The organism is Micromonospora sp. USAFONa4, from assembly GCF_057197825.1.
The window spans coordinates 7,104,189-7,121,711 of sequence record NZ_CM170072.1 but is presented as its reverse complement, the minus strand read 5'-3'; the positions used below and the strand labels follow the sequence as shown (position 1 = coordinate 7,121,711).

Sequence of the window (17,523 nt, the reverse complement as noted above, 5' to 3'; positions counted from 1 at the left end):
TCTCTCCTCTGCGGCCGGAGGTGGGGGCGGGGGCGGCCCCGTGAAAAGGAACTCCAGGCGTCGCGTGTGCAGTGGAGGATATTGCCAAGCGTCGGCCGGGCGCTAGAGCACCTGGGAGAGGAAGCGGCGCAGCCGGGGATGCTCGGCCCGTTCGAAGATCGCGGCCGGTTCGCCGGCCTCCAGCACCACGCCGCGGTCCATGAACGCCACGGTGTCGGCGACCTCGCGGGCGAACCCCATCTCGTGGGTGACCACCACCATCGTCATGCCCCCGGCGGACAGCTCGGCCATCAGCCCGAGCACGCCCTTGACCAGCTCCGGGTCCAGGGCGGAGGTCGCCTCGTCGAAGAGCATCACCTGCGGGCGCAACGCCAGCGCGCGGGCGATCGCGACCCGCTGCTGCTGCCCGCCCGACAGGTGCGCCGGGCGGGCGTCGGCCTTGGCCGCCAGCCCCACCAGCTCCAGGTGCTCGCGGGCGACGGCCACCGCCTCGTCCTCACCGAGCTTGCGGATGCGGCGCAGCGCGAGGGTGACGTTGCGCAGCACGCTCATGTGCGGGAAGAGGTTGAACTGCTGGAAGACCATGCCGATCCGCTGCCGCAGGGCGTCCGGGTTGTCGGCCAGCACGCTGCGTCCGTCCAGCAGCACGTCGCCACGGTCGGGCTCGACCAGCCGGTTGATCGTGCGCAGCAGGGTGGACTTGCCCGACCCGGACGGGCCGATCACGCAGGCCGTCGCCCCGCGCGCCACGTCCAGGTCCACCCCGCGCAGCACCCGGTGCGACCCGAAGGCCAGGTGCACGTCGCGGACGCTCAGGCTCACCGAGGTCGTCGTGTCGATGCTCATCGCTGGTTCCCTCCCGCCGCGCCCGGCAGCGCCAGGTCGAGGTCGTCGTCGCCGTCAGCCGGCGCGGCGGCCTGCCGGCCGTGCCGCAGCCGCCGGTCGATCCAGTTGACGGCGTGCGTCAGCGGAACCGTCAGCGTCAGGTAGCACAGCCCGGCCAGCAGCAGCGCCGACTGGTTGCCGGTGTTCGCCGCGTAGTCCTGCCCGATCCGGAACAGCTCCCGCTGGCTGGCCAGCAGGCCGAGGAAGTAGACCAGGCTGGAGTCCTTGATCAGCGCGATCAGCTGGTTCACCCAGGCCGGCAGCACCCGCCGGATCCCCTGCGGCACGATCACCAGGCGCATCGCCTCGCCCCAGGACAGGCCCAGCGCCCGGGCCCCCTCCAGCTGGGCGGCCTCCACCGACTGGATGCCGGAGCGGAAGATCTCGCCGATGTAGGCCGCCGCGATCAGCGACAGCGCCAGGATGCCCAGGGGATACGGGTTGGGCCCCCACACCTGCATGCCCAGCGGCGCCAGGCCGACGCCGATGAGCAGGATCGTCGCCGCGGCGGGCAGGCCGCGGAACACGTCGGTGTAGACCCGCGCCGGCCACCGCAACCATCGGGTACGCGAGATGCCCGCGACGGCCAGCGCCATGCCCAGCACCGAGCCGAGCAGGGCGGCGGAGATCGCCAGGATCAGCGTGTTGGGCAGCCCCACCGTCAGCATCTCGGGCAGCGCCTCGCGCATGGAGTCTGCGTCGAAGAAGGTCTCCCACAGGGTGCTCAACGGATCCATCGTCGCTCCTACCGCCCCGCTCGCTCGTCGTCCGTACGTCTCAGGAGGTGGCCGACGCCGACGGCACCGGGACCGTGCCGCTGCCCGGCGTGAAGTCGGCCGGGATCGGGCGGCCCGGGTAGTACTGGGCCTGCAGGCGGCTCCACGTGCCGTCCGCGATCACCTCGTCGAGGCCCTTGTCGAGCGCCTCGCGCAGCTTGTCGTTGCCCTTGGCGAACGCGTACGCCGTCGGGGCCGGGCTGAGCAGCTTGGCCGCCACGGTGATCTTGCCGGCGCTGTCTGCGGCCGACTTGTCGCCGATCTCGGCGGGGGCGATCCAGGCGTCGGCCGTGCCGGCCTTGAGCTGGTTGATCGCGCCGTTGTAGTCGGGCACCCGGACCGGGTCGAGCCCCTCGCCGGTGGCGTAGTCGTCCTGGACGGTGCCCTGCACGACCACGACCCGCTTGCCGGCGAGCTGGTCGAAGCCGGTGATCGACGAGCCGGCCGGCACGTCGAGTCCGAAGTGGCCGAAGTCGTAGCCGTTGCCGAAGTCGACGGTCTTCCTGCGCGCCTCCGTGATCGTGATCGACGAGCTGCCGACGTCGAACTTGCGGTTGTTGACCTGGGAGAGCAGCGCGGAGAAGTCGGTGCCGACGAACTCCACCTTCAGGCCGACCTTTCCGGCGACCGCGACGAGCAGGTCGTTGTCGAAGCCGGTGAACTTGCCGTCCTTGAGGTAGACGTTCGGCGGGGCGTCGGTGAGCGTGCCGGTGCGCAGCACGCCCGGCTGGAGCAGGCCGTACGGGTTGTCGGCCGCGCCGGCTGCGTCGTCGCCGCAGGCGGTCAGGGTGGTGGCGGCCAGGACGGCGGCCACGCCGAGGGCGGCGGCGCGGGTGAGGGAGGAAAGGAATCGCACAGGTGTCTCCGATGAGGTGTCTGCGGCGACGGGCACGGGGCGCGCGTCGCCGACGGTGCGCCCGGTGGGCGTACCGCTGGAACGGTGCGGGGAAGAAGGGGTGGCGCGGCTAGCGCGCGTCGCCGGGGCGACAGGAGGTGGCGCAGACCCGCATCATGTCGATGTGGCGGCGCCGGATCAGCGCCGGCGACGTCGGGGCCACGGCGGGGACCGCCGGTGGGGCGCAGATGCGGACGGACATGGCTCTCCTCGGTCGGGACGACCTGGGAACCAGGCCGCGCTTGCACCGGAGCCGCTCCGGTGCCTGGTCCTCACCCGGGGCACCCCTGCGCGGACGAGGGTTGCCGGCCAGCGAGCCGGGGCTTGACGCTGGCGCTCATGACCTGCCGACGAGGCTAGCAGCCCGCCACGGTGGGTCGTCCAGCCGCTATGACCACCCTCACGCGCGCCTGCGGTGGCACCCGGTCACTCCTCGATCGCCCCGCCGACCTGCCGCAGGTGCTGCCGGAAGGTGTGGGCGGGGTCGGCGGCGCGGCGGGCCAGGTAGTCGGCGAAGGCGGTCTGCTCCCGTAGCGTCTCCCCGGCGCGGATCCGCCGCGCCTGGACCCGCTCGACGGTCCCGATGCGCTCCGCCGCCGCGAACAGCTCCGTGCCCCGTGCGGCGGGCACGAACAGCACCCCGTCGTCGTCGGCGACGACGAGGTCGTCGGCGGTCACCACGTGCGGCCCGACCCGGGCGCTGGTGAGCGTCTCCGGCTCCCGCGCATCGAGGCGGGCCGGGCCCGACGGGAGGCTGCCGTAGCTGAAGACGGGCAGGCCGATCTCCACCAGCTCGGGCGTGTCCCGGTGCAGGCCCCAGACGACGAGTCCGGCGATGCCGGCCGCGACGCCCTCCAGCACCGCCAGGTCCCCGACGCACGCCTCGTCGCTCCGGCCGCCGTTGTCGATCACGAGCACGTCGCCCGGGGTCGCGTTCTCGTACGCCTCCAGGAACACGTCCACGCTGCCGTGGTGGCGCACCGGCAGCGCCCGGCCCACGAGGCGGTGACCCGGGACGACCGCCCGGATCCCGGCCGGCGCCGCGCGCGGGGGCACGCCGAGGCGTACGCAGGCGTCGGCGATCAGCGGCGTGGACAGGTCGGCGAAGCGCTTCCGCATGACGTCCTCCCGGCGGTGCGGCGAGTCGTGGGCCGTCATCGTAGGGGGGCCGATCGGCGCGGTGGCCAGGGCCAATCCGGCGCGGCTGGCCCCCCGCGGTGGCGGCGTTCGGGTCTAGACTGTCCAGCGTGATCCCGCCGCATGCCGTCGCCGCTGTGCACGGCCTCTGGGTCACCCCGGACCTCCCGCTCTACGGCGACGGTCACGATCGCTCCGACTACGTTCCCTGACCGGCCCGGCACTCCACCGCCCACCGGTCCATCTCCGCCACGCTCGGGAGCGCTCAGTCATGCCCGGATCCGATCACCGCCAACTCGTACCGCCCGCCGACCACCCGCCCGCCGACCCCACCGACACCTCCGCCCTCGCGGTGCTGCGGGCGCCGCAGACCGCCCGGGTCCTGGCGGCCAGCCTGCTCGGCCGGCTCCCGCTCGGCGCGGCACCCCTGGCCCTGCTCGTCTTCGCCCGCGAGACGATGACGCTGACCGTCGCGGGCCTGCTGGTCGGCGCGTTCACCGCCGGCACCGCCGTGGGCCAGCCGATGCTCGCCCGGATGGCGCAGCGCTGGCGGCAGCCGCCGGTGCTGTGGCTCTCCGTGGCGGCGTCGACGATCGGCTTCGCCCTCACCGCCGCGCACGTCAACCTGCCGGTCACCGTGTTCGCCGCCGCCCTGGCCGGGGCGGGCGCGCCGCCGTTCGAGTCGTGCCTGCGGGTGCTCTGGCGCGACCTGCTCCCCGCGCACCGGGTGCAGACCGCGTACACCCTGGACATCGCCGTCCAGGAGCTGATCTTCATCCTCGGCCCGGTGGTCACGCTCGCCGCCGTGGGCCTGGCCGGCCCGACCGGCGGCCTGGCCGCCGCCGCGGGCTTCCAGGCCGCCGGCACCGCGTGGTTCGCCACGACCGACGCGGTCCGGCGCTGGCGGGGCGAGCCGGCGGTACGCCACTGGGCCGGGCCGCTGCGCGCCAGCCGGCTCCGACTGGTCCTCGGGGCGCTGCTGCTGGTCGGCGCGGCGGTGGGGAGCGTGACAGTCGCGGCGACCGGATACGCCGAGGCGGCCGGGGCCCGATCCTGGGCCGGCTGGCTGCTCGCCGCGCAGGCCACCGGGGCGCTGGTCGGCGGCCTGCTCTACGTGCGCTTCGGCGGACTGCGCCGGCACGCCACGCTGCCGCGCGTGGTCGGCGTCTTCGCCGCCGGCTACCTGCCGTTGCTGCTCACCCCGGCCCCGCCCGCGATGCTGGCGCTGATGGCGGTCAGCGGGCTCGCGCTGCCGGCGCTGCTGACCATCGCCTTCGTCGCGATCGACGACGTGGCGCCCACCGGCACGGTGGCCGAGGCGTTCGCCTGGGCGGCGACGGCGTTCTCGGTGGGCAGCGCGGGCGGCGCGGCGGTGACCGGCGTGGTGCTGGACGCGGCGGGCGAGGTGACCGTCGGCTTCCTGATCGCCGCGCTGAGCGCCGTCGCGGCGTGCGGGATCGCGCTGGTTTCCGCCCGACTCTCCGGCCGCGGCGGGTCGGCCGGCTGATCCGACGGGCCGGCCGGCCACCCGCTGCGCCGGGACTACTTCCCGGCGCAGCGGGAAAGGGGCGGCCCGGGGGAGCCGAACGGATCGGGGGTGCCGTGGAAGCGGTCGTGGTCGGCGTGGTGGTCGTGGCCGCGCTCCTGGCGCTCGTCGGCGCGCTGAGCGTCCGGCTGGTGCAGCAGTACCAGCGCGGCGTCGTCTTCCGCTTCGGCCGGGTGCTGACGCCGGTCCGGGAGCCCGGCCTGCGGCTGATCGTTCCGGTCGCCGACCGGATGGTCCGGGTCAGCATGCAGACGACCGTCATCGGGGTGCCCCCGCAGGGGGCGATCACCCGGGACAACGTCACCCTCACCGTCGACGCGGTGGTCTACTACCGGGTCGTCGACCCGGTGAAGGCGCTGGTGAACGTCCACGACTACCCCTCGGCCGTGCTCCAGGTGGCACAGACCGCCCTGCGTTCGGTGATCGGCAAGGCCGACCTGGACACCGTGCTCGGCGACCGGGACCGGTCAACGCCGAACTGAAGGCGGTCATCGACGCGCCGACGGAGGGGCCGTGGGGGCTGCTGATCGAGCGGGTCGAGGTCAAGGACGTCGCGCTGCCCGAGGGGATGAAACGGTCGATGTCCCGCCAGGCCGAGGCGGAACGCGAACGCCGCGCCCGGGTGATCGCCGCCGACGGCGAGTACCAGGCGTCCCGCCGGCTCGCCGACGCGTCCCGGGCGATGGCGGGCACGCCGGGGGCCTACCAGCTGCGGCTGTTGCAGACGGTGGTGGACGTGGCGGCCGAGAAGAACAGCACGCTGGTGATGCCGTTCCCGGTGGAGCTGCTGCGCTTCTTCGACAAGTTCACCCGCGACGCGGAGCCACCGGCGGCGCAGCGCCCGGAACCCGCCGTGCCGGTGCCCGGTGACGGCCACCGGCGCCCGCAGGCCTGACCCGGGGCGGCGGGCAGGCTCTCAGACCCCGGCCGCCGACTCCGCGGCCGGCTCGCCCGGCTGCGCGGGTACGACCGCCGTCGGCAGCCGCGGCATCGTGAACACGAAGCGGGTCCCGTCGCGGTACGCCTCGTCCAGGCTCAACGTGCCGCCGTGGAACTCGACGACCTTCTTGCACACCGCGAGCCCGATGCCGGTGCCCGGGTACGTGCCACGGGGGTGCAGGCGCTGGAAGATGACGAAGATCTTCTCGGCGTACCGGGGGTCGATGCCGATGCCGTTGTCCTCGACGGCGAAGGACCAGTCCTGCGGGGTGTCCGTCACCGTCACCCGGATCAGCGGCGCCCGGTCGGGGCTGCGGAACTTGACCGCGTTGCCCAGTAGGTTCTGCCAGAGCATGGTCAGCAGGGTCGGCTCGCCCCGCACGGTGGGCAGCGGGTCGCGGGTGATCGTCGCGCCGGACTCGTCCACCGCCCGGGACAGGTTCGACTCGGCCTGCGCGAACACCTCGGCCAGGTCGACCTCCCGCAGCTCGCCGTAGACCCGGCCGATCCGGGAGAACGTCAGCAGGTCGCTGATCAGCTCCTGCATCCGGCTCGCCCCGTCCACGGCGAAGCCGATGTACTGGCGGGCGCGGTCGTCGAGCTGGTCGGCGTAGCGGCGCTCCAGCATCTGGCAGAACGACGCCACCTTGCGCAGCGGCTCCTGCAGGTCGTGCGACGCCACGTACGCGAACTGCTCCAGGTCCTCGTTGGAGCGGCGCAGCTCGGCCGCCTGCTGTTCCAGGGCGTCCCGGTCGTGCTGGCTGCGCTCCCACGCCTCCACCACGGTGCGGCGCATCGTCTCCACGTCACTGGTCAGCCGGGCGATGTCGGCGGGGCCGTCGGGCCGCAGCCGGTGCCGGAAGTCGCCGCCGGCCACCTGCCGCACCGAGGCGCCCAGCCGGTCCAGCGGGCGCAGCACCCTCGTACGCACCAGCACGGATCCGACGATCCCGCACAGCAGCAGGGCCGCCAGGATCGCCACGAAGGTCAGGTCCCGCAGCGCCCGGGCCCGGTCGAGGTCGTCCCGGCCGGCGTCCCGGATCCCGTCGAGGCGGGCGACCAGCCCGGTCAGCTCGGCGCGTACCGCCGCGAAGGTCTCCGCGTCCCCGGTCACCAGCGGCGCCAGCTCCTCAGGTGTCCCGCCGGCCTGCCGGGAGGCGACCAGGCGTTCGGCGTACTCGGTGCGCCAGCGGTCGGCCAGCCGCTGCGCCCGGTCGAGGTCGGCCAGCGCCTCCGGCTCGCCGGCGAGCAGCTCGTGCAGCCGGGACATGGTCGCGCGTTCGCTCTCGACGCCCCGCCGGTACGCGTCGAGGAAGCGCGGGTCGGCGGTGACGACGTGACCGCGTACGGCCGCCGCCTGGGCGAGCAGGCCGCTGTCGAGCTGGCCGACCGCCGTACGGGCCGGGGCGACCCGGTCGGCGAGGTGGTTGGAGACCGCGGCGGTGTGCCTCAGCGCGGCGGCGCCGGCGCCCCCGCCGAGCAGGACCAGGGCGGTCATCGTCAGCAACAGGACAGTGAGCCACCGCCGCGTCGTCATCGGCCGACGGGTCGCTGCCTCGGGAGTCGCCTCGCTGCCCACGGCCTGCACCCTAGTGCAGCCGGCCCGGCCGGGAGCGCCGTGGCGCGGTGCGGTTGCCGGCGGGTGGTACCAGTGACGTGTGTCCGTAACCGACCATGCCGCCACCCGCCGGGACACCCCGGACGTCCGGGGGCCGGAAGCAGCCGTTGCGCCGATGGCCGCGCCGGCTCCCGCGACCACAATGGCCACCGGGGGACGACCCCACCGTCCCCGGGGCGGGGAGGTGAACGCGTGACCGGCTGGCAGGTCTCCGGCTACCGCCCGGTGCGGCAGCTCGGCGCCGGCGCGTCCGGCCGGGTGGACCTCGCCGTGCACGAGGCGACCGGCACGCCGGTGGCGATCAAGTACCTCATTGGCGGCATCGGCGACGACCCGGCGTTCCGCACCGCGTTCCGCGCCGAGGCCCAGCTCCTGGCCGGCATCGACGACCCGCACGTCTCCCGCCTCTACGAGTACGTCGAGTCGCCCGGCGGCGCGGCGATCGTCATGGAACTGGTCAACGGCGTGTCGCTGCGGCAGCTGCTGCGCGCACACGGAGCGACGACGCCGGAGTCGGCGCTCTGCGTCCTCAAGGGCTCGCTGGCCGGGCTCGGCGCGGCGCACGCCCGGGGCGTCGTGCACCGCGACTACAAGCCGGAGAACGTCCTGGTCACCGCCGAGGGCACCAGCAAGCTGGCCGATTTCGGCATCGCCATGCCGGTGGGTGAGAGCTCCGGGGTCAGCGTCACCGGCACTCCCCGCTACATGGCCCCCGAGCAGTGGACGGGCGCCCCGGCGAGCCCGGCCTGCGACATCTACGCGGCCACCGCCACCTTCTACGAGTGCCTCACCGGCCGCCCGCCCTTCGATGGGCGGGACCTGCTCACCCTGCGCCAGCAGCACGCCCACGCGCCGATCCCCACCGACCCGGCCCCCGAGCCGGTGCACGAACTGCTGCGGCACGGCATGGCCAAGCAACCGGCCGAGCGGCCGCAACCCGCCCAGGTCTTCCTCGCCGTGCTGGAGCGGGTGGCGGCCGACGCGTACGGGCGGCGGTGGGAGGAGCGTGGCCTGCGCGAGCTGGCCCGGAGGGCGGCCCTGCTCGCCGCCCTCCTGCCGTTCCCGGACGGCACCGGCGGGGCCACCAGCCTGGCCAGCACCGCGTTCGGCGAGGCGACGGACCGGTGGACGTGGCTGCGGTCCGGCCGGGCCCGCGCGGCGCTGGTGGGCGGCGGGCTGGCGGCGGCGCTGCTGCTCGGCGGCGCCGGGTTCAGCTACGCCGGCCGCGACGAGCCGCTGCCCGCCGCCGGGACGCCCGCAGCCGAGGCGCCGGCGGGGCCGACGGGTGCGCCCTCCGCGTCGGCCCCCGCGCCGAGCCCGACGGTCGGGACGACCCCCAGCCCGACCCCTCCCGTCGCACCGACGGCGACGACGGCCGCACCGGAGCCGGCCGGTACCGGCGCGCCGACGACGTCGGCCCCCGCCCCGCCGACCGCGTCGGCCAGCGCCAGCGCCGCGCCGGCGGACACCGTCGCGCCCTCCGTCGGCCGGGTCGCGGCCAGCCCGGGCGAACTCGACCCCCGCGGCTGCCCGTACGGGCCGACGTCCAGCACGATCTCCGCGGTCGTCGCCGACGAGGGTACGGCCACCGGGGAGCTGAGGGTGAGCCTCCGGTACACGCTGGACGGCCGCACCACCGAGGTGCCCATGACGGCGGGCGCGCGCGGGATGTTCCGGGGCGTCCTGGGCGAGCTGCCCCAGCCGAAGACCAGCACCCGGATCCCGGTCCGGGTCGTCGCCGTGGACGAGGCCGGCAACGCCTCGCCCGAGGGCCCGCCGGTGTACGTGACGCTGCGCTCGTTCTGCACGCCGGGCTGACGCCCGACACTTCGATGCCGACCACGACGACGGAGGGCGGGCCGCCGTGACCCAGCCGAACGACCCGACCGAGGCGTTGCCCGCCCGCCGCCAGCCGGACGACGGCGCCGCGACCGCCCGCCTGAACGTCCACCAGCCGCAGCCACGGACGGAGCCGACCGCGCACCTGCCGTCCCACGACGCGACGGTGTACCTGGCCAGTGGAGAGCCGACCGCGCGCCTTGCCTCAGGTGAGGCGACCGTGCACCTGGCGGCGGGGGAGTCGACGGCGTCCCTGGCCTCTGGTGAGGCGACCGTGCGCCTGACGGCGGGGGAGCCCACGGCGTCCCTGGCCCACGGTGCGGCGACCGTGCGCCCGGAACCCGGCGAGGCGACGATGCCGCAGCGCGCCCTGGGCGGGGGGCCCGGGCCGTGGCCGGCGGAGCGGCACGCGCCGGGGGAGTGGACCGCCCGGGCGACGGCCACGGAGGTCGGGCACGTGGCCGGCACCGGGCGTACCACCGGAACCGGCCCGGGAACGCCGTTCGGCGGGCCCACCGGGGCCGTGCCCGGCGGGGAGGTGCGGTTCGGGCCGGGCGTGCCGACGACCCCGCCACCGGCACCCGCGTGGCCGGCGCCGCCGCGCCGGCGGTCGCCGTGGCGGACGGTGGCCTCGGTGCTGTCGACCCTGCTGACCGTCGCGCTGCTCGCCGCCGTCGGCCTCCACCTCTGGCAGCGGATCAGCCCGCTCGAGGTGACCGGGGTGACGGTGACGGTTCCGCAGCCGGCCGGCGACCGGTGCGACGTCACCGTCGACGTGGTCGCCACCGTGTCGACGAACGGCCGGGCGGGGGTGATCCGCTACCAGTGGCTGCGCACCGGCAGCGCGCCCGGCAGCCTGCTGACCGAGCGGGTCGGGTACGGCCAGCGCACCGTCGAGTTGACGCTGCGCTGGGCCTTCAGCGGCGTGGGCAGCACGACCGAGACGGCCACGGTCAACATCACCTCACCGGCTCCGGTGCAGGCCCAGACCCCGGTGTCCTACGGCTGCCGGCGCCGCTGACCGGGCGTTTCCCCGGTCGCCGCCGGGGGTAGGTCGGGCCGGACGAACCCGGATGCCGTGTGGAGGAATTCCGATGAGAGACAACTTCGGCGACGCGGTGGGGGACGCCCTCCGGTCGGTGATGCTGTTCCTGCCCAAGGCCCTCGCCTTCGTGGCGATCCTGGTGGCCGGCTGGCTGATCGCCAAGGCCGTGCTGAAGATCGTGGACAAGGTGCTGGAGCGGGTGGGCTTCGACCGTGCGGTGGAACGCGGTGGGGTCCGCCGGGCCCTGGCCCGCTCCCGGTACGACGCCAGCGACATCGTCGCCAAGCTGGCCTACTACGGCGTGCTGCTGGTGACCCTCCAGCTGGCCTTCGGCATCTGGGGGCCGAACCCCATCTCCGACCTGATCGCGGGTGTGATCGCCTGGCTGCCCCGGGCCTTCGTCGCGATCGTCATCGTCGTGGTGGCCGCCGCCATCGCCAACGCGGTGAAGGACATCATCAGCGGCGCCCTCGGCGGGCTGTCGTACGGCCGGCTCCTGGCCAGCATCGCCTCCGTGTTCATCCTCGGCCTGGGCGTCATCGCCGCGCTCAACCAGATCGGCGTGGCCACCGCGGTCACCACTCCGGTGCTGATCGCGGTGCTGGCCACCGTCGGCGGCATCCTCGTCGTCGGGGTGGGCGGCGGGCTGGTCCGTCCCATGCAGAGCCGCTGGGAGTCGTGGCTGAGCCGGGCCGAGCAGGAGTCGCGGCTGATCGCCACGCACGCGCGCGCCTACCAGGCCGGCCGCCGCGACAGCGAGGCCCACCTCGCCGCGGCGGCCACGCACGGCGGCGACCCGGACGCCACGCAGGTCGTCTCGGGCCCGCGCGTCGACACCGACCCGGAGGCCACCCAGGTGGTCTCCGCCCCGCGCGTCGGGGCGGACCCGGACGCCACGCAGGTGGTCTCCGGTCCACGCGCCGACACCGACCCGACCGTGCCCGTGCCGCGGCAGGGCGACCCGGACGCCACCCGGGTCGCCTCGGGCGGCGCCAACGTTCCGGCCGGCGAGGACAGCGAGGCCACCATGGTGATCCCGCCGTTGGATGGCGAGCAACGCCGCCGCTGACCACACCGCCGGGGTGGGATCCACATCGGATCCCACCCCGGCGCCTGTCCGGCGAAGGGCGTGCCGGCCCGGGCCGGCGCGGCTACCATCGCGGCATGACGTGGCGATGTTGATGCACTGCTAGGGGCCACTGCCGTGGGCCGCCGCGGTCGCCGTACGTCCGGCGTCCGCTTCGTCCTCACGGGAAGGTCCCATGACTGTCCACCCTCCGCGCGCGTCCGACGCGCGCGTCCGCCGGCTGGCGGCCACCCTCTACGGGTACGCGTTCCTCAGCGAACTCGTCCTGCTCTATCCGCTGTACGCGCTGCTGTTCAGCGACACCGGCCTGTCGGTGTGGCAGATCTCGTCGCTGTTCGTGATCTGGTCGGCCGCCAGCATCCTGCTGGAGGTGCCCTCCGGCGCGTTCGCCGACGCGGTATCCCGGCGGCTGCTGCTCAGCCTCGCGCCGGTGCTCACCGCCGCCGGCTTCGCCCTCTGGGTGCTCGTGCCCTCGTACCCGGCCTTCGCCGTCGGGTTCGTGCTCTGGGGCGCCGGCGGGGCGCTCGCCTCGGGCGCGCTGGAGGCGCTGGTCCTCACCGAACTCGACCGCCTGGGCGCCGCCGGCCGCTACGCCCGCGTCATCGGCCGGGCGAAGACGGCCGGGACGATCGGCGTGCTCGCCTCGATCCTGCTGGCCGGACCCGTGTTCGCCGTGGGCGGCTACCCGGCCGTCGGTGTGGCGAGCGTGCTCGCCTGCCTGCTCGCCGCCGCCGTCGCCACCCGCTTCCCCGAACACCGCCGACCCGAGACCGCCGCTGTCGACGCCGAGTCCGTCCGGGCCGACGCCGCGCCCGCCAGGGCCGACGCCGCGCCCGCCCTCGTCGTGGGCGACGGCGGACCGGACGGGCCCGGGCGCGACGGGGGACCGGAGCGGACCGGGCACGACGGCGAGGCGGACGACGACGAGGACCTCGGCTGGTGGGCGAGCCTGCGGGCGGGGCTCGCCGAGGTCCGCGCCGACCGGACCGTGCGCACGGCGGTGCTGCTGGTCGCGGTCGTCGCGGCCGTCTGGGGCGCCCTCGACGAGTACACCCCGCTGCTGGCCCGGGACACCGGCGTCGGCGAGGCGAGGGTGCCGCTGCTGCTCCTGCTCACCTGGCTCGGGGTGGCCGTGGGCGGCCTGCTGGCCCCGGCGGGGGAGCGGCTGACCGCCCGGGGGTACGCCGGTCTGCTGGCCTTGTCGGCCCTGGCCCTGGTCGCGGGGGCGCTGTCCGCCCGGCCGGCCGGCTTCGCGCTGGTCGCGGCGGCGTTCTGCGGCTTCCAGCTCGCCACCGTGCTCGCCGACGCCCGGTTGCAGGCCCGGATCACCGGGGGCAGCCGCGCGACCGTCACCTCGCTGGCCGGGATGGCCACCGACGTGACGATCATCGCGGTCTACGGCGGTTACGGCCTGCTCGCCACCGGGGCCGGCAATCCGGTCGCGTTCGCGGTGGCCGCGGTGCCGTACCTGATCGTGGCGCTGCTGCTGGTGACCCGCGTGGGTCGCTCGGCCCGCCGCCGGCCGGCGCGGACGACCGCCGGGCACGCCGGCTGACCACGGCCCGGCGGCGGTCCGTGCGACCGTCGCCGGGCCGCCGCCCGTCAGCCGGAACGACCACCGGTGGCCGTCGAGGTCCCGGGGCCCGCGCCCGCGCCGGCTCGCCGGCGGCGATCCCCCCTCGCCGGTACGCCGTCAGCCCGGCGGGTCGCGCTCAGCCGCCGGCGGTCTCGCCGGTCTGCTCCCAGATCGAGCTCATCTCGTCGAAGGCCTGCTCCATGAGCTGCACCATGGCCCGCCGGGCGCGCTCGCCGTCGCGCCGCTGGATCGCCTGGGCCACTTCGGCGTGCAGTTGGAGGGCCTGCTCGTGCGGGTGGTGCGGCATCAGGTGGTGCTGGTGCCGGCCGGTGAGCACCTCCGCGATCAGGTCCTGCAACCGGACGAACATCTCGTTGCCGGAGGCGACCAGGATCCGGCGGTGGAATTCTATGTCGAGCTGGAGGAAGCGCTCCTCGTCGCCGGCCTTGCCGGCGGCCCACATCTTCGCCGCGAGCCCGACCAGGTCGCTCGCCTCGTCGTGGCCGACCCGGTTGGCGGCCAGCCAGGCGGCGTGCGGCTCGATGGCGGTCCGCAGCTCGGTGATCGAACGAAGCTGGACGATGCGGCCGGCCGAGGCGAGCCGCCAGCGGATCACCTGCGGATCGAAGACGTTCCAGTCCTCCGACGGGCGGATCATGACCCCGACGCGACGACGGGTCTCGATGAACCCGATCGAGGCGAGCACCCGCAGCACCTCGCGGACGACCGAGCGGGACACGGCGTAGCGGTCGACCAGGTCGTCGATGTTGAGCACCGAGCCGGGAGCCAGCTCGCCGTCACAGATGGCCGTGCCGAGGCGATCGAGGACGCGTGCGTGCAGGCCAGCCTCGACAGGGGCGAGCTGGGCGGCCACAGCCCCCGAGGAGGACGATTTCACGTCACGGAGCATATCAGTTGGGTCTACCCCTTGTATAAATCTGTTTTTTCGGCCTAGCATCCGGTTGTTAAGCGGATGTAAACCGCGAGGTGGCGGCCCACCCGGTCAGGGCGGCGGCCACGGCCACGGCATAAGGAGAGATGGACGTGAGACGTCGATCAGTTATTGGGACTTCCCTGGCGATGGTCGTCGCCCTCGGCCTGTCCGCCTGCGGTGGCGGCGGGGACGACGCCGGCGGCTCGAACACCGTTCGCGTGACGCTGGTGAACCACGTCTGGACGGAGAACATCAAGAAGGCCCTGCCGGAGTTCGAGAAGCAGTCGGGCCTGAAGGTGGAGGTCACCCAGCTCGGTGAGGACCAGCTCTCCGACCAGTACAACGTCAAGCTCAACGCCGGGTCCACCGACCTGGACGTGATGATGTACCGGCCGCTGCAGGAGGGGAAGCTGTTCGCAAAGAACAAGTACCTCGCCGACCTGACGGACAAGAGCAAGTCGGACAGCGCGTTCGAGATCGCCGACTTCCAGTCCGGACCGGTGCAGGCCACCACGTACGAGGACAAGGTGGTCGGCGTGCCGATCATCACCGAGCAGGAGGTCCTCTACTACCGCAAGGACCTGCTGGAGAAGTCCGGCTTCACCGCCCCGCCGAAGACCCTCGACGAGCTCAAGGCGCAGGCGGCGAAGGTCGAGGCGGACAACCCGGGCGTGGCGGGCTTCGTGTCCCGCACCGGCAAGGCCGCCGCCGTCACCCAGTTCTCCAGCTTCCTCTACAGCTTCGGCGGCGACTTCGTCGACGCCAGCGGCAAGGCCGCGATCAACACCGAGCAGGCCAAGCAGGCGTACGCCTACTACGGCGGGCTGCTGCGTGAGCACGGCCCGGAGAACATCAGCACCGACATGAGCTGGTCCGAGGCGATGGCGATCTTCACCCAGGGCAAGGCGGCCTTCTACACCGAGGCCAACTCGCTCTACAAGAACGCCACCGACCCGACCAAGTCGAAGGTCTCCGAGACCGTCGGGTTCGCGGCCTTCCCGGCCGGCCCGGCCGGCTCGAAGCCGTACAACATCCCGTCCTGGGCGCTCGGCGTCAACGAGGCCTCGAAGAACCAGGACAACGCCTGGAAGTTCATCCAGTGGGCGGCCGGCAAGGAGCAGGCGCTGGCGCAGCAGAAGGCCGGCGTGCCCAGCGCCCGTACCTCCGTCTGGGAGAACCCGGAGGGCGCGGCGACCTACCCGAAGGACCTCGCCGAGGCCACCACTGTCAGCACCGCCAACGGCGTGGGCCACGACCGGCCGCTGGTCGAGAAGGTCGCCCAGGCTCGGGAGATCGTCGGCCAGCCGATCGTCGACGCGATCACCGGCAAGGACGCGGCCGCCTCGGCGGACGCGGCCAACGAGGCGTTCCAGAAGTTCCTCGACGACGAGGCGAAGTAGCCCGAAGCGCAGGTGGCGGAGCCGACCGGCTCCGCCACCGGGCGTCGGGCCGCTGCCCTGACCCACCCGGAGACCTCATGTCAGCCGTCACCACACCAGTCAAAAGATCGCCCGAGGCGCGTCCGGCGTCCCCGGAGACCTCGGCCTGGTCGCGCTGGGCCAACGCGCACCGCAAGTGGCTCTTCGCGGCACCCGCCATGTTGTTCGTCGCCGTGCTGATCATCTTTCCGGTGGCGTGGACCGGGTACCTCAGCCTGACCGACGCCGAGGGCTCGGTCCGTGCCGAGAGCGAGTTCATCGGCTTCCAGAACTACCTCGACGTGCTCGGCGACACCGACCGGTTCTGGCCGGCCGTGTGGCGCACCGCCCTCTTCACCGGCGTCGTGCTCTTCTTCGAGGTCGTCCTCGGCATGGCGATCGCCCTGCTGCTGTGGCGGCCGTTCCGCGGTGAGAAGTGGGTCCGGGTCGCGATCCTGCTGCCGCTGGTGGCGACCCCGGTCGCGGTCGGCATGATGTGGCGGCTGATCTTCGACCCCAACATCGGCATGGCCAACCAGGTGCTCGGCTGGGTCGGGATCGACCCCCAGCCCTGGCTCTCCGGGCAGAACTCGGCCCTGCCGACGACGATGTTCATCGACATCTGGCAGTGGACTCCGATGGTCGTGCTGATCCTGCTCGCCGGCCTGACGTCGCTGTCCGACGAGCCGCAGGAGGCGGCGCTGATCGACGGCGCCAGCACCTGGCAGCGGTTCCGGCACGTCACCCTGCCGCTGCTGATGCCCACCGTGATCGTCGCGATCCTGCTGCGCGGCATCGACGCCCTGAAGACCTTCGACATCCTCTACGCCACCAAGGGGCGCGGCGGCGGGTCGTTCCACGAGGTGGAGACCCTGAACGTGTACGCCTACGGGCTCAGCTTCGACTACAACGACTACGGCGTCTCATCGACCGTCCTCATCATCTTCTTCCTGATCATCATCGGGGTGATGTGGGCCCTGACCTACCGCAAGAAGGGGCTGGACCGATGAAGCTGCGCAGGCCGTACAAGATCTTCCGCACGGTGGCCCTCGTCCTCGTCGTGCTGTCGCTGATCGCGCCGCTGGTGTGGATGGTCGCCGCGTCGTTGAAGACGAACGTCGACATCTACGACACCGACAAGGCGTTCGTCTTCTCCCCGACGCTGGACAACTACTCCAACGTGCTCCAGCAGGCGAACTACATCCAGTTCATCGGCAACAGCCTCTGGGTGGCGCTCGCGGCCACCGTGCTGTCGCTGCTGCTCGGCGTGCCCGCCGCGTACTCGATGAGTCGCTTCAACATGAAGAAGTCCGCGCTCGTCGTGCTCATGGCGCGGGTCATCCCCGGCGTCTCGCTGCTGGTGCCCTGGTACTACGTCTTCTCGAACCTGCAGATGGTCGGCGGGTTCACCGTGCTGATCCTCAGCCACATGTTCGTGTCGCTGCCGCTGATCGTCTACATCATGATGGGCTACTTCGACGGCCTGCCGGCCGAGCTCGAGGAGGCGGCGCTCGTCGACGGGCTGACCCACATCGGCGCGTTCCGGCGGATCACCCTGCCGCTGTCGGTGCCCGGCATCGCCACCGCCGGCATCCTGTCGTTCATCTTCTCCTGGAACAACTTCATGTTCGCCCTCGTCCTCTCCGGGGCCGACACCAAGACGCTCCCGGTGGCGATCTTCGACTTCGTCGGCTACGCCAGCATCGACTGGGGCGGCCTGATGGCGGCGGCCACGGTGGTCACCCTGCCGATCATGCTGATCGCCCTGTTCGTGCAGAAGTACGTCGTCTCCGGCCTCACCGCCGGCGCCACGAAGGGCTGAGGACAC

General features: G+C 73.5%; 15 protein-coding genes, 1 pseudogene and 1 riboswitch. Of the genes and pseudogenes, 9 read left to right on the top strand and 7 right to left on the bottom strand.

What is annotated here, in order from left to right; all coding sequences use genetic code 11:
• Positions 1-102: 102 nt before the first annotated feature.
• The 5 genes from AC0OO9_RS30845 to AC0OO9_RS30825 form a co-directional block, all read right to left on the bottom strand.
• Positions 103-840: an amino acid ABC transporter ATP-binding protein gene (locus AC0OO9_RS30845; RefSeq protein ID WP_484518096.1), complete on the bottom strand. Its 738-nt coding sequence runs from the start codon at positions 838-840 to the stop codon at positions 103-105.
• A gap of 2 nt (positions 841-842) precedes the next feature.
• Positions 843-1,622: an amino acid ABC transporter permease gene (locus AC0OO9_RS30840; protein WP_484514335.1), complete on the bottom strand. Its 780-nt coding sequence runs from the start codon at positions 1,620-1,622 to the stop codon at positions 843-845.
• A 40-nt stretch (positions 1,623-1,662) separates the two neighbouring features.
• Complete coding sequence (locus tag AC0OO9_RS30835) at positions 1,663-2,517, bottom strand: ABC transporter substrate-binding protein (protein ID WP_484514333.1); 855 nt, start codon at positions 2,515-2,517, stop codon at positions 1,663-1,665.
• A gap of 109 nt (positions 2,518-2,626) precedes the next feature.
• Complete coding sequence (locus AC0OO9_RS30830; RefSeq protein WP_484514332.1) at positions 2,627-2,758, bottom strand: hypothetical protein; 132 nt, start codon at positions 2,756-2,758, stop codon at positions 2,627-2,629.
• 31 nt (positions 2,759-2,789) lie between these two features.
• A riboswitch (SAM riboswitch) is annotated at positions 2,790-2,901 on the bottom strand.
• A gap of 81 nt (positions 2,902-2,982) precedes the next feature.
• Positions 2,983-3,675, bottom strand: a complete 693-nt coding sequence (locus AC0OO9_RS30825; RefSeq protein ID WP_484514330.1) for an RraA family protein — start codon at positions 3,673-3,675, stop codon at positions 2,983-2,985.
• A 289-nt stretch (positions 3,676-3,964) separates the two neighbouring features.
• Between AC0OO9_RS30825 and AC0OO9_RS30820 the strand changes: the two genes are divergently transcribed.
• Together AC0OO9_RS30820 and AC0OO9_RS30815 are read left to right on the top strand one after the other, a co-directional pair.
• Entirely contained in the window at positions 3,965-5,200 is a 1,236-nt protein-coding gene (locus tag AC0OO9_RS30820; protein WP_484514328.1) for an MFS transporter, read from the top strand.
• A 95-nt stretch (positions 5,201-5,295) separates the two neighbouring features.
• A pseudogene (locus AC0OO9_RS30815) lies at positions 5,296-6,134 on the top strand (SPFH domain-containing protein).
• A 21-nt stretch (positions 6,135-6,155) separates the two neighbouring features.
• On the opposite strand, the gene AC0OO9_RS30810 reads toward AC0OO9_RS30815, so the two are convergent.
• Positions 6,156-7,715: a sensor histidine kinase gene (locus tag AC0OO9_RS30810; RefSeq protein WP_484514327.1), complete on the bottom strand. Its 1,560-nt coding sequence runs from the start codon at positions 7,713-7,715 to the stop codon at positions 6,156-6,158.
• 273 nt (positions 7,716-7,988) lie between these two features.
• Between AC0OO9_RS30810 and AC0OO9_RS30805 the strand changes: the two genes are divergently transcribed.
• From AC0OO9_RS30805 to AC0OO9_RS30790, 4 genes are all read left to right on the top strand, one after another.
• Positions 7,989-9,614, top strand: coding sequence for a serine/threonine-protein kinase (locus AC0OO9_RS30805; RefSeq protein WP_484514325.1), 1,626 nt, complete (start codon positions 7,989-7,991; stop codon positions 9,612-9,614).
• Between the two features lie 46 nt (positions 9,615-9,660).
• Positions 9,661-10,656: a hypothetical protein gene (locus AC0OO9_RS30800; RefSeq protein ID WP_484514323.1), complete on the top strand. Its 996-nt coding sequence runs from the start codon at positions 9,661-9,663 to the stop codon at positions 10,654-10,656.
• A gap of 73 nt (positions 10,657-10,729) precedes the next feature.
• Entirely contained in the window at positions 10,730-11,749 is a 1,020-nt protein-coding gene (locus AC0OO9_RS30795; RefSeq protein WP_484514321.1) for a membrane protein, read from the top strand.
• 193 nt (positions 11,750-11,942) lie between these two features.
• Positions 11,943-13,322, top strand: a complete 1,380-nt coding sequence (locus tag AC0OO9_RS30790) for an MFS transporter (RefSeq protein WP_484514319.1) — start codon at positions 11,943-11,945, stop codon at positions 13,320-13,322.
• A 157-nt stretch (positions 13,323-13,479) separates the two neighbouring features.
• Here AC0OO9_RS30790 and AC0OO9_RS30785 read toward each other — a convergent pair whose 3' ends face one another.
• Entirely contained in the window at positions 13,480-14,241 is a 762-nt protein-coding gene (locus AC0OO9_RS30785; RefSeq protein ID WP_484514317.1) for a FadR/GntR family transcriptional regulator, read from the bottom strand.
• A 140-nt stretch (positions 14,242-14,381) separates the two neighbouring features.
• Between AC0OO9_RS30785 and AC0OO9_RS30780 the strand changes: the two genes are divergently transcribed.
• The 3 genes from AC0OO9_RS30780 (at position 14,382) to AC0OO9_RS30770 (ending at position 17,517) form a co-directional block, all read left to right on the top strand.
• Positions 14,382-15,677 (top strand): ABC transporter substrate-binding protein, encoded by a 1,296-nt coding sequence (locus AC0OO9_RS30780; RefSeq protein ID WP_484514315.1) that lies wholly within the window; start codon positions 14,382-14,384, stop codon positions 15,675-15,677.
• A 77-nt stretch (positions 15,678-15,754) separates the two neighbouring features.
• Positions 15,755-16,705 (top strand): carbohydrate ABC transporter permease, encoded by a 951-nt coding sequence (locus tag AC0OO9_RS30775; protein ID WP_311413516.1) that lies wholly within the window; start codon positions 15,755-15,757, stop codon positions 16,703-16,705.
• Positions 16,702-17,517 carry a carbohydrate ABC transporter permease gene (locus tag AC0OO9_RS30770; protein WP_421450020.1) on the top strand — a complete coding sequence of 272 codons (816 nt, stop codon included), beginning with the start codon at positions 16,702-16,704 and terminating at the stop codon, positions 17,515-17,517. Before AC0OO9_RS30775 ends, AC0OO9_RS30770 begins: the two co-directional genes overlap by 4 nt.
• Positions 17,518-17,523 lie beyond the last annotated feature (6 nt).

Excerpts from the sequence above, each read along its gene's own strand:
- AC0OO9_RS30770 (WP_421450020.1), top strand. The coding sequence starts at position 16,702 with ATGAAGCTGCGCAGGCCGTACAAGATCTTCCGCACGGTGGCCCTCGTC.
- AC0OO9_RS30775 (WP_311413516.1), top strand. The coding sequence starts at position 15,755 with ATGTCAGCCGTCACCACACCAGTCAAAAGATCGCCCGAGGCGCGTCCG.
- AC0OO9_RS30810 (WP_484514327.1), bottom strand. The coding sequence starts at position 7,715 with ATGACGACGCGGCGGTGGCTCACTGTCCTGTTGCTGACGATGACCGCC.
- AC0OO9_RS30830 (WP_484514332.1), bottom strand. The coding sequence starts at position 2,758 with ATGTCCGTCCGCATCTGCGCCCCACCGGCGGTCCCCGCCGTGGCCCCG.
- AC0OO9_RS30825 (WP_484514330.1), bottom strand. The coding sequence starts at position 3,675 with ATGCGGAAGCGCTTCGCCGACCTGTCCACGCCGCTGATCGCCGACGCC.
- AC0OO9_RS30840 (WP_484514335.1), bottom strand. The coding sequence starts at position 1,622 with ATGGATCCGTTGAGCACCCTGTGGGAGACCTTCTTCGACGCAGACTCC.
- AC0OO9_RS30795 (WP_484514321.1), top strand. The coding sequence starts at position 10,730 with ATGAGAGACAACTTCGGCGACGCGGTGGGGGACGCCCTCCGGTCGGTG.
- AC0OO9_RS30820 (WP_484514328.1), top strand. The coding sequence starts at position 3,965 with ATGCCCGGATCCGATCACCGCCAACTCGTACCGCCCGCCGACCACCCG.
- AC0OO9_RS30780 (WP_484514315.1), top strand. The coding sequence starts at position 14,382 with ATGGACGTGAGACGTCGATCAGTTATTGGGACTTCCCTGGCGATGGTC.
- AC0OO9_RS30790 (WP_484514319.1), top strand. The coding sequence starts at position 11,943 with ATGACTGTCCACCCTCCGCGCGCGTCCGACGCGCGCGTCCGCCGGCTG.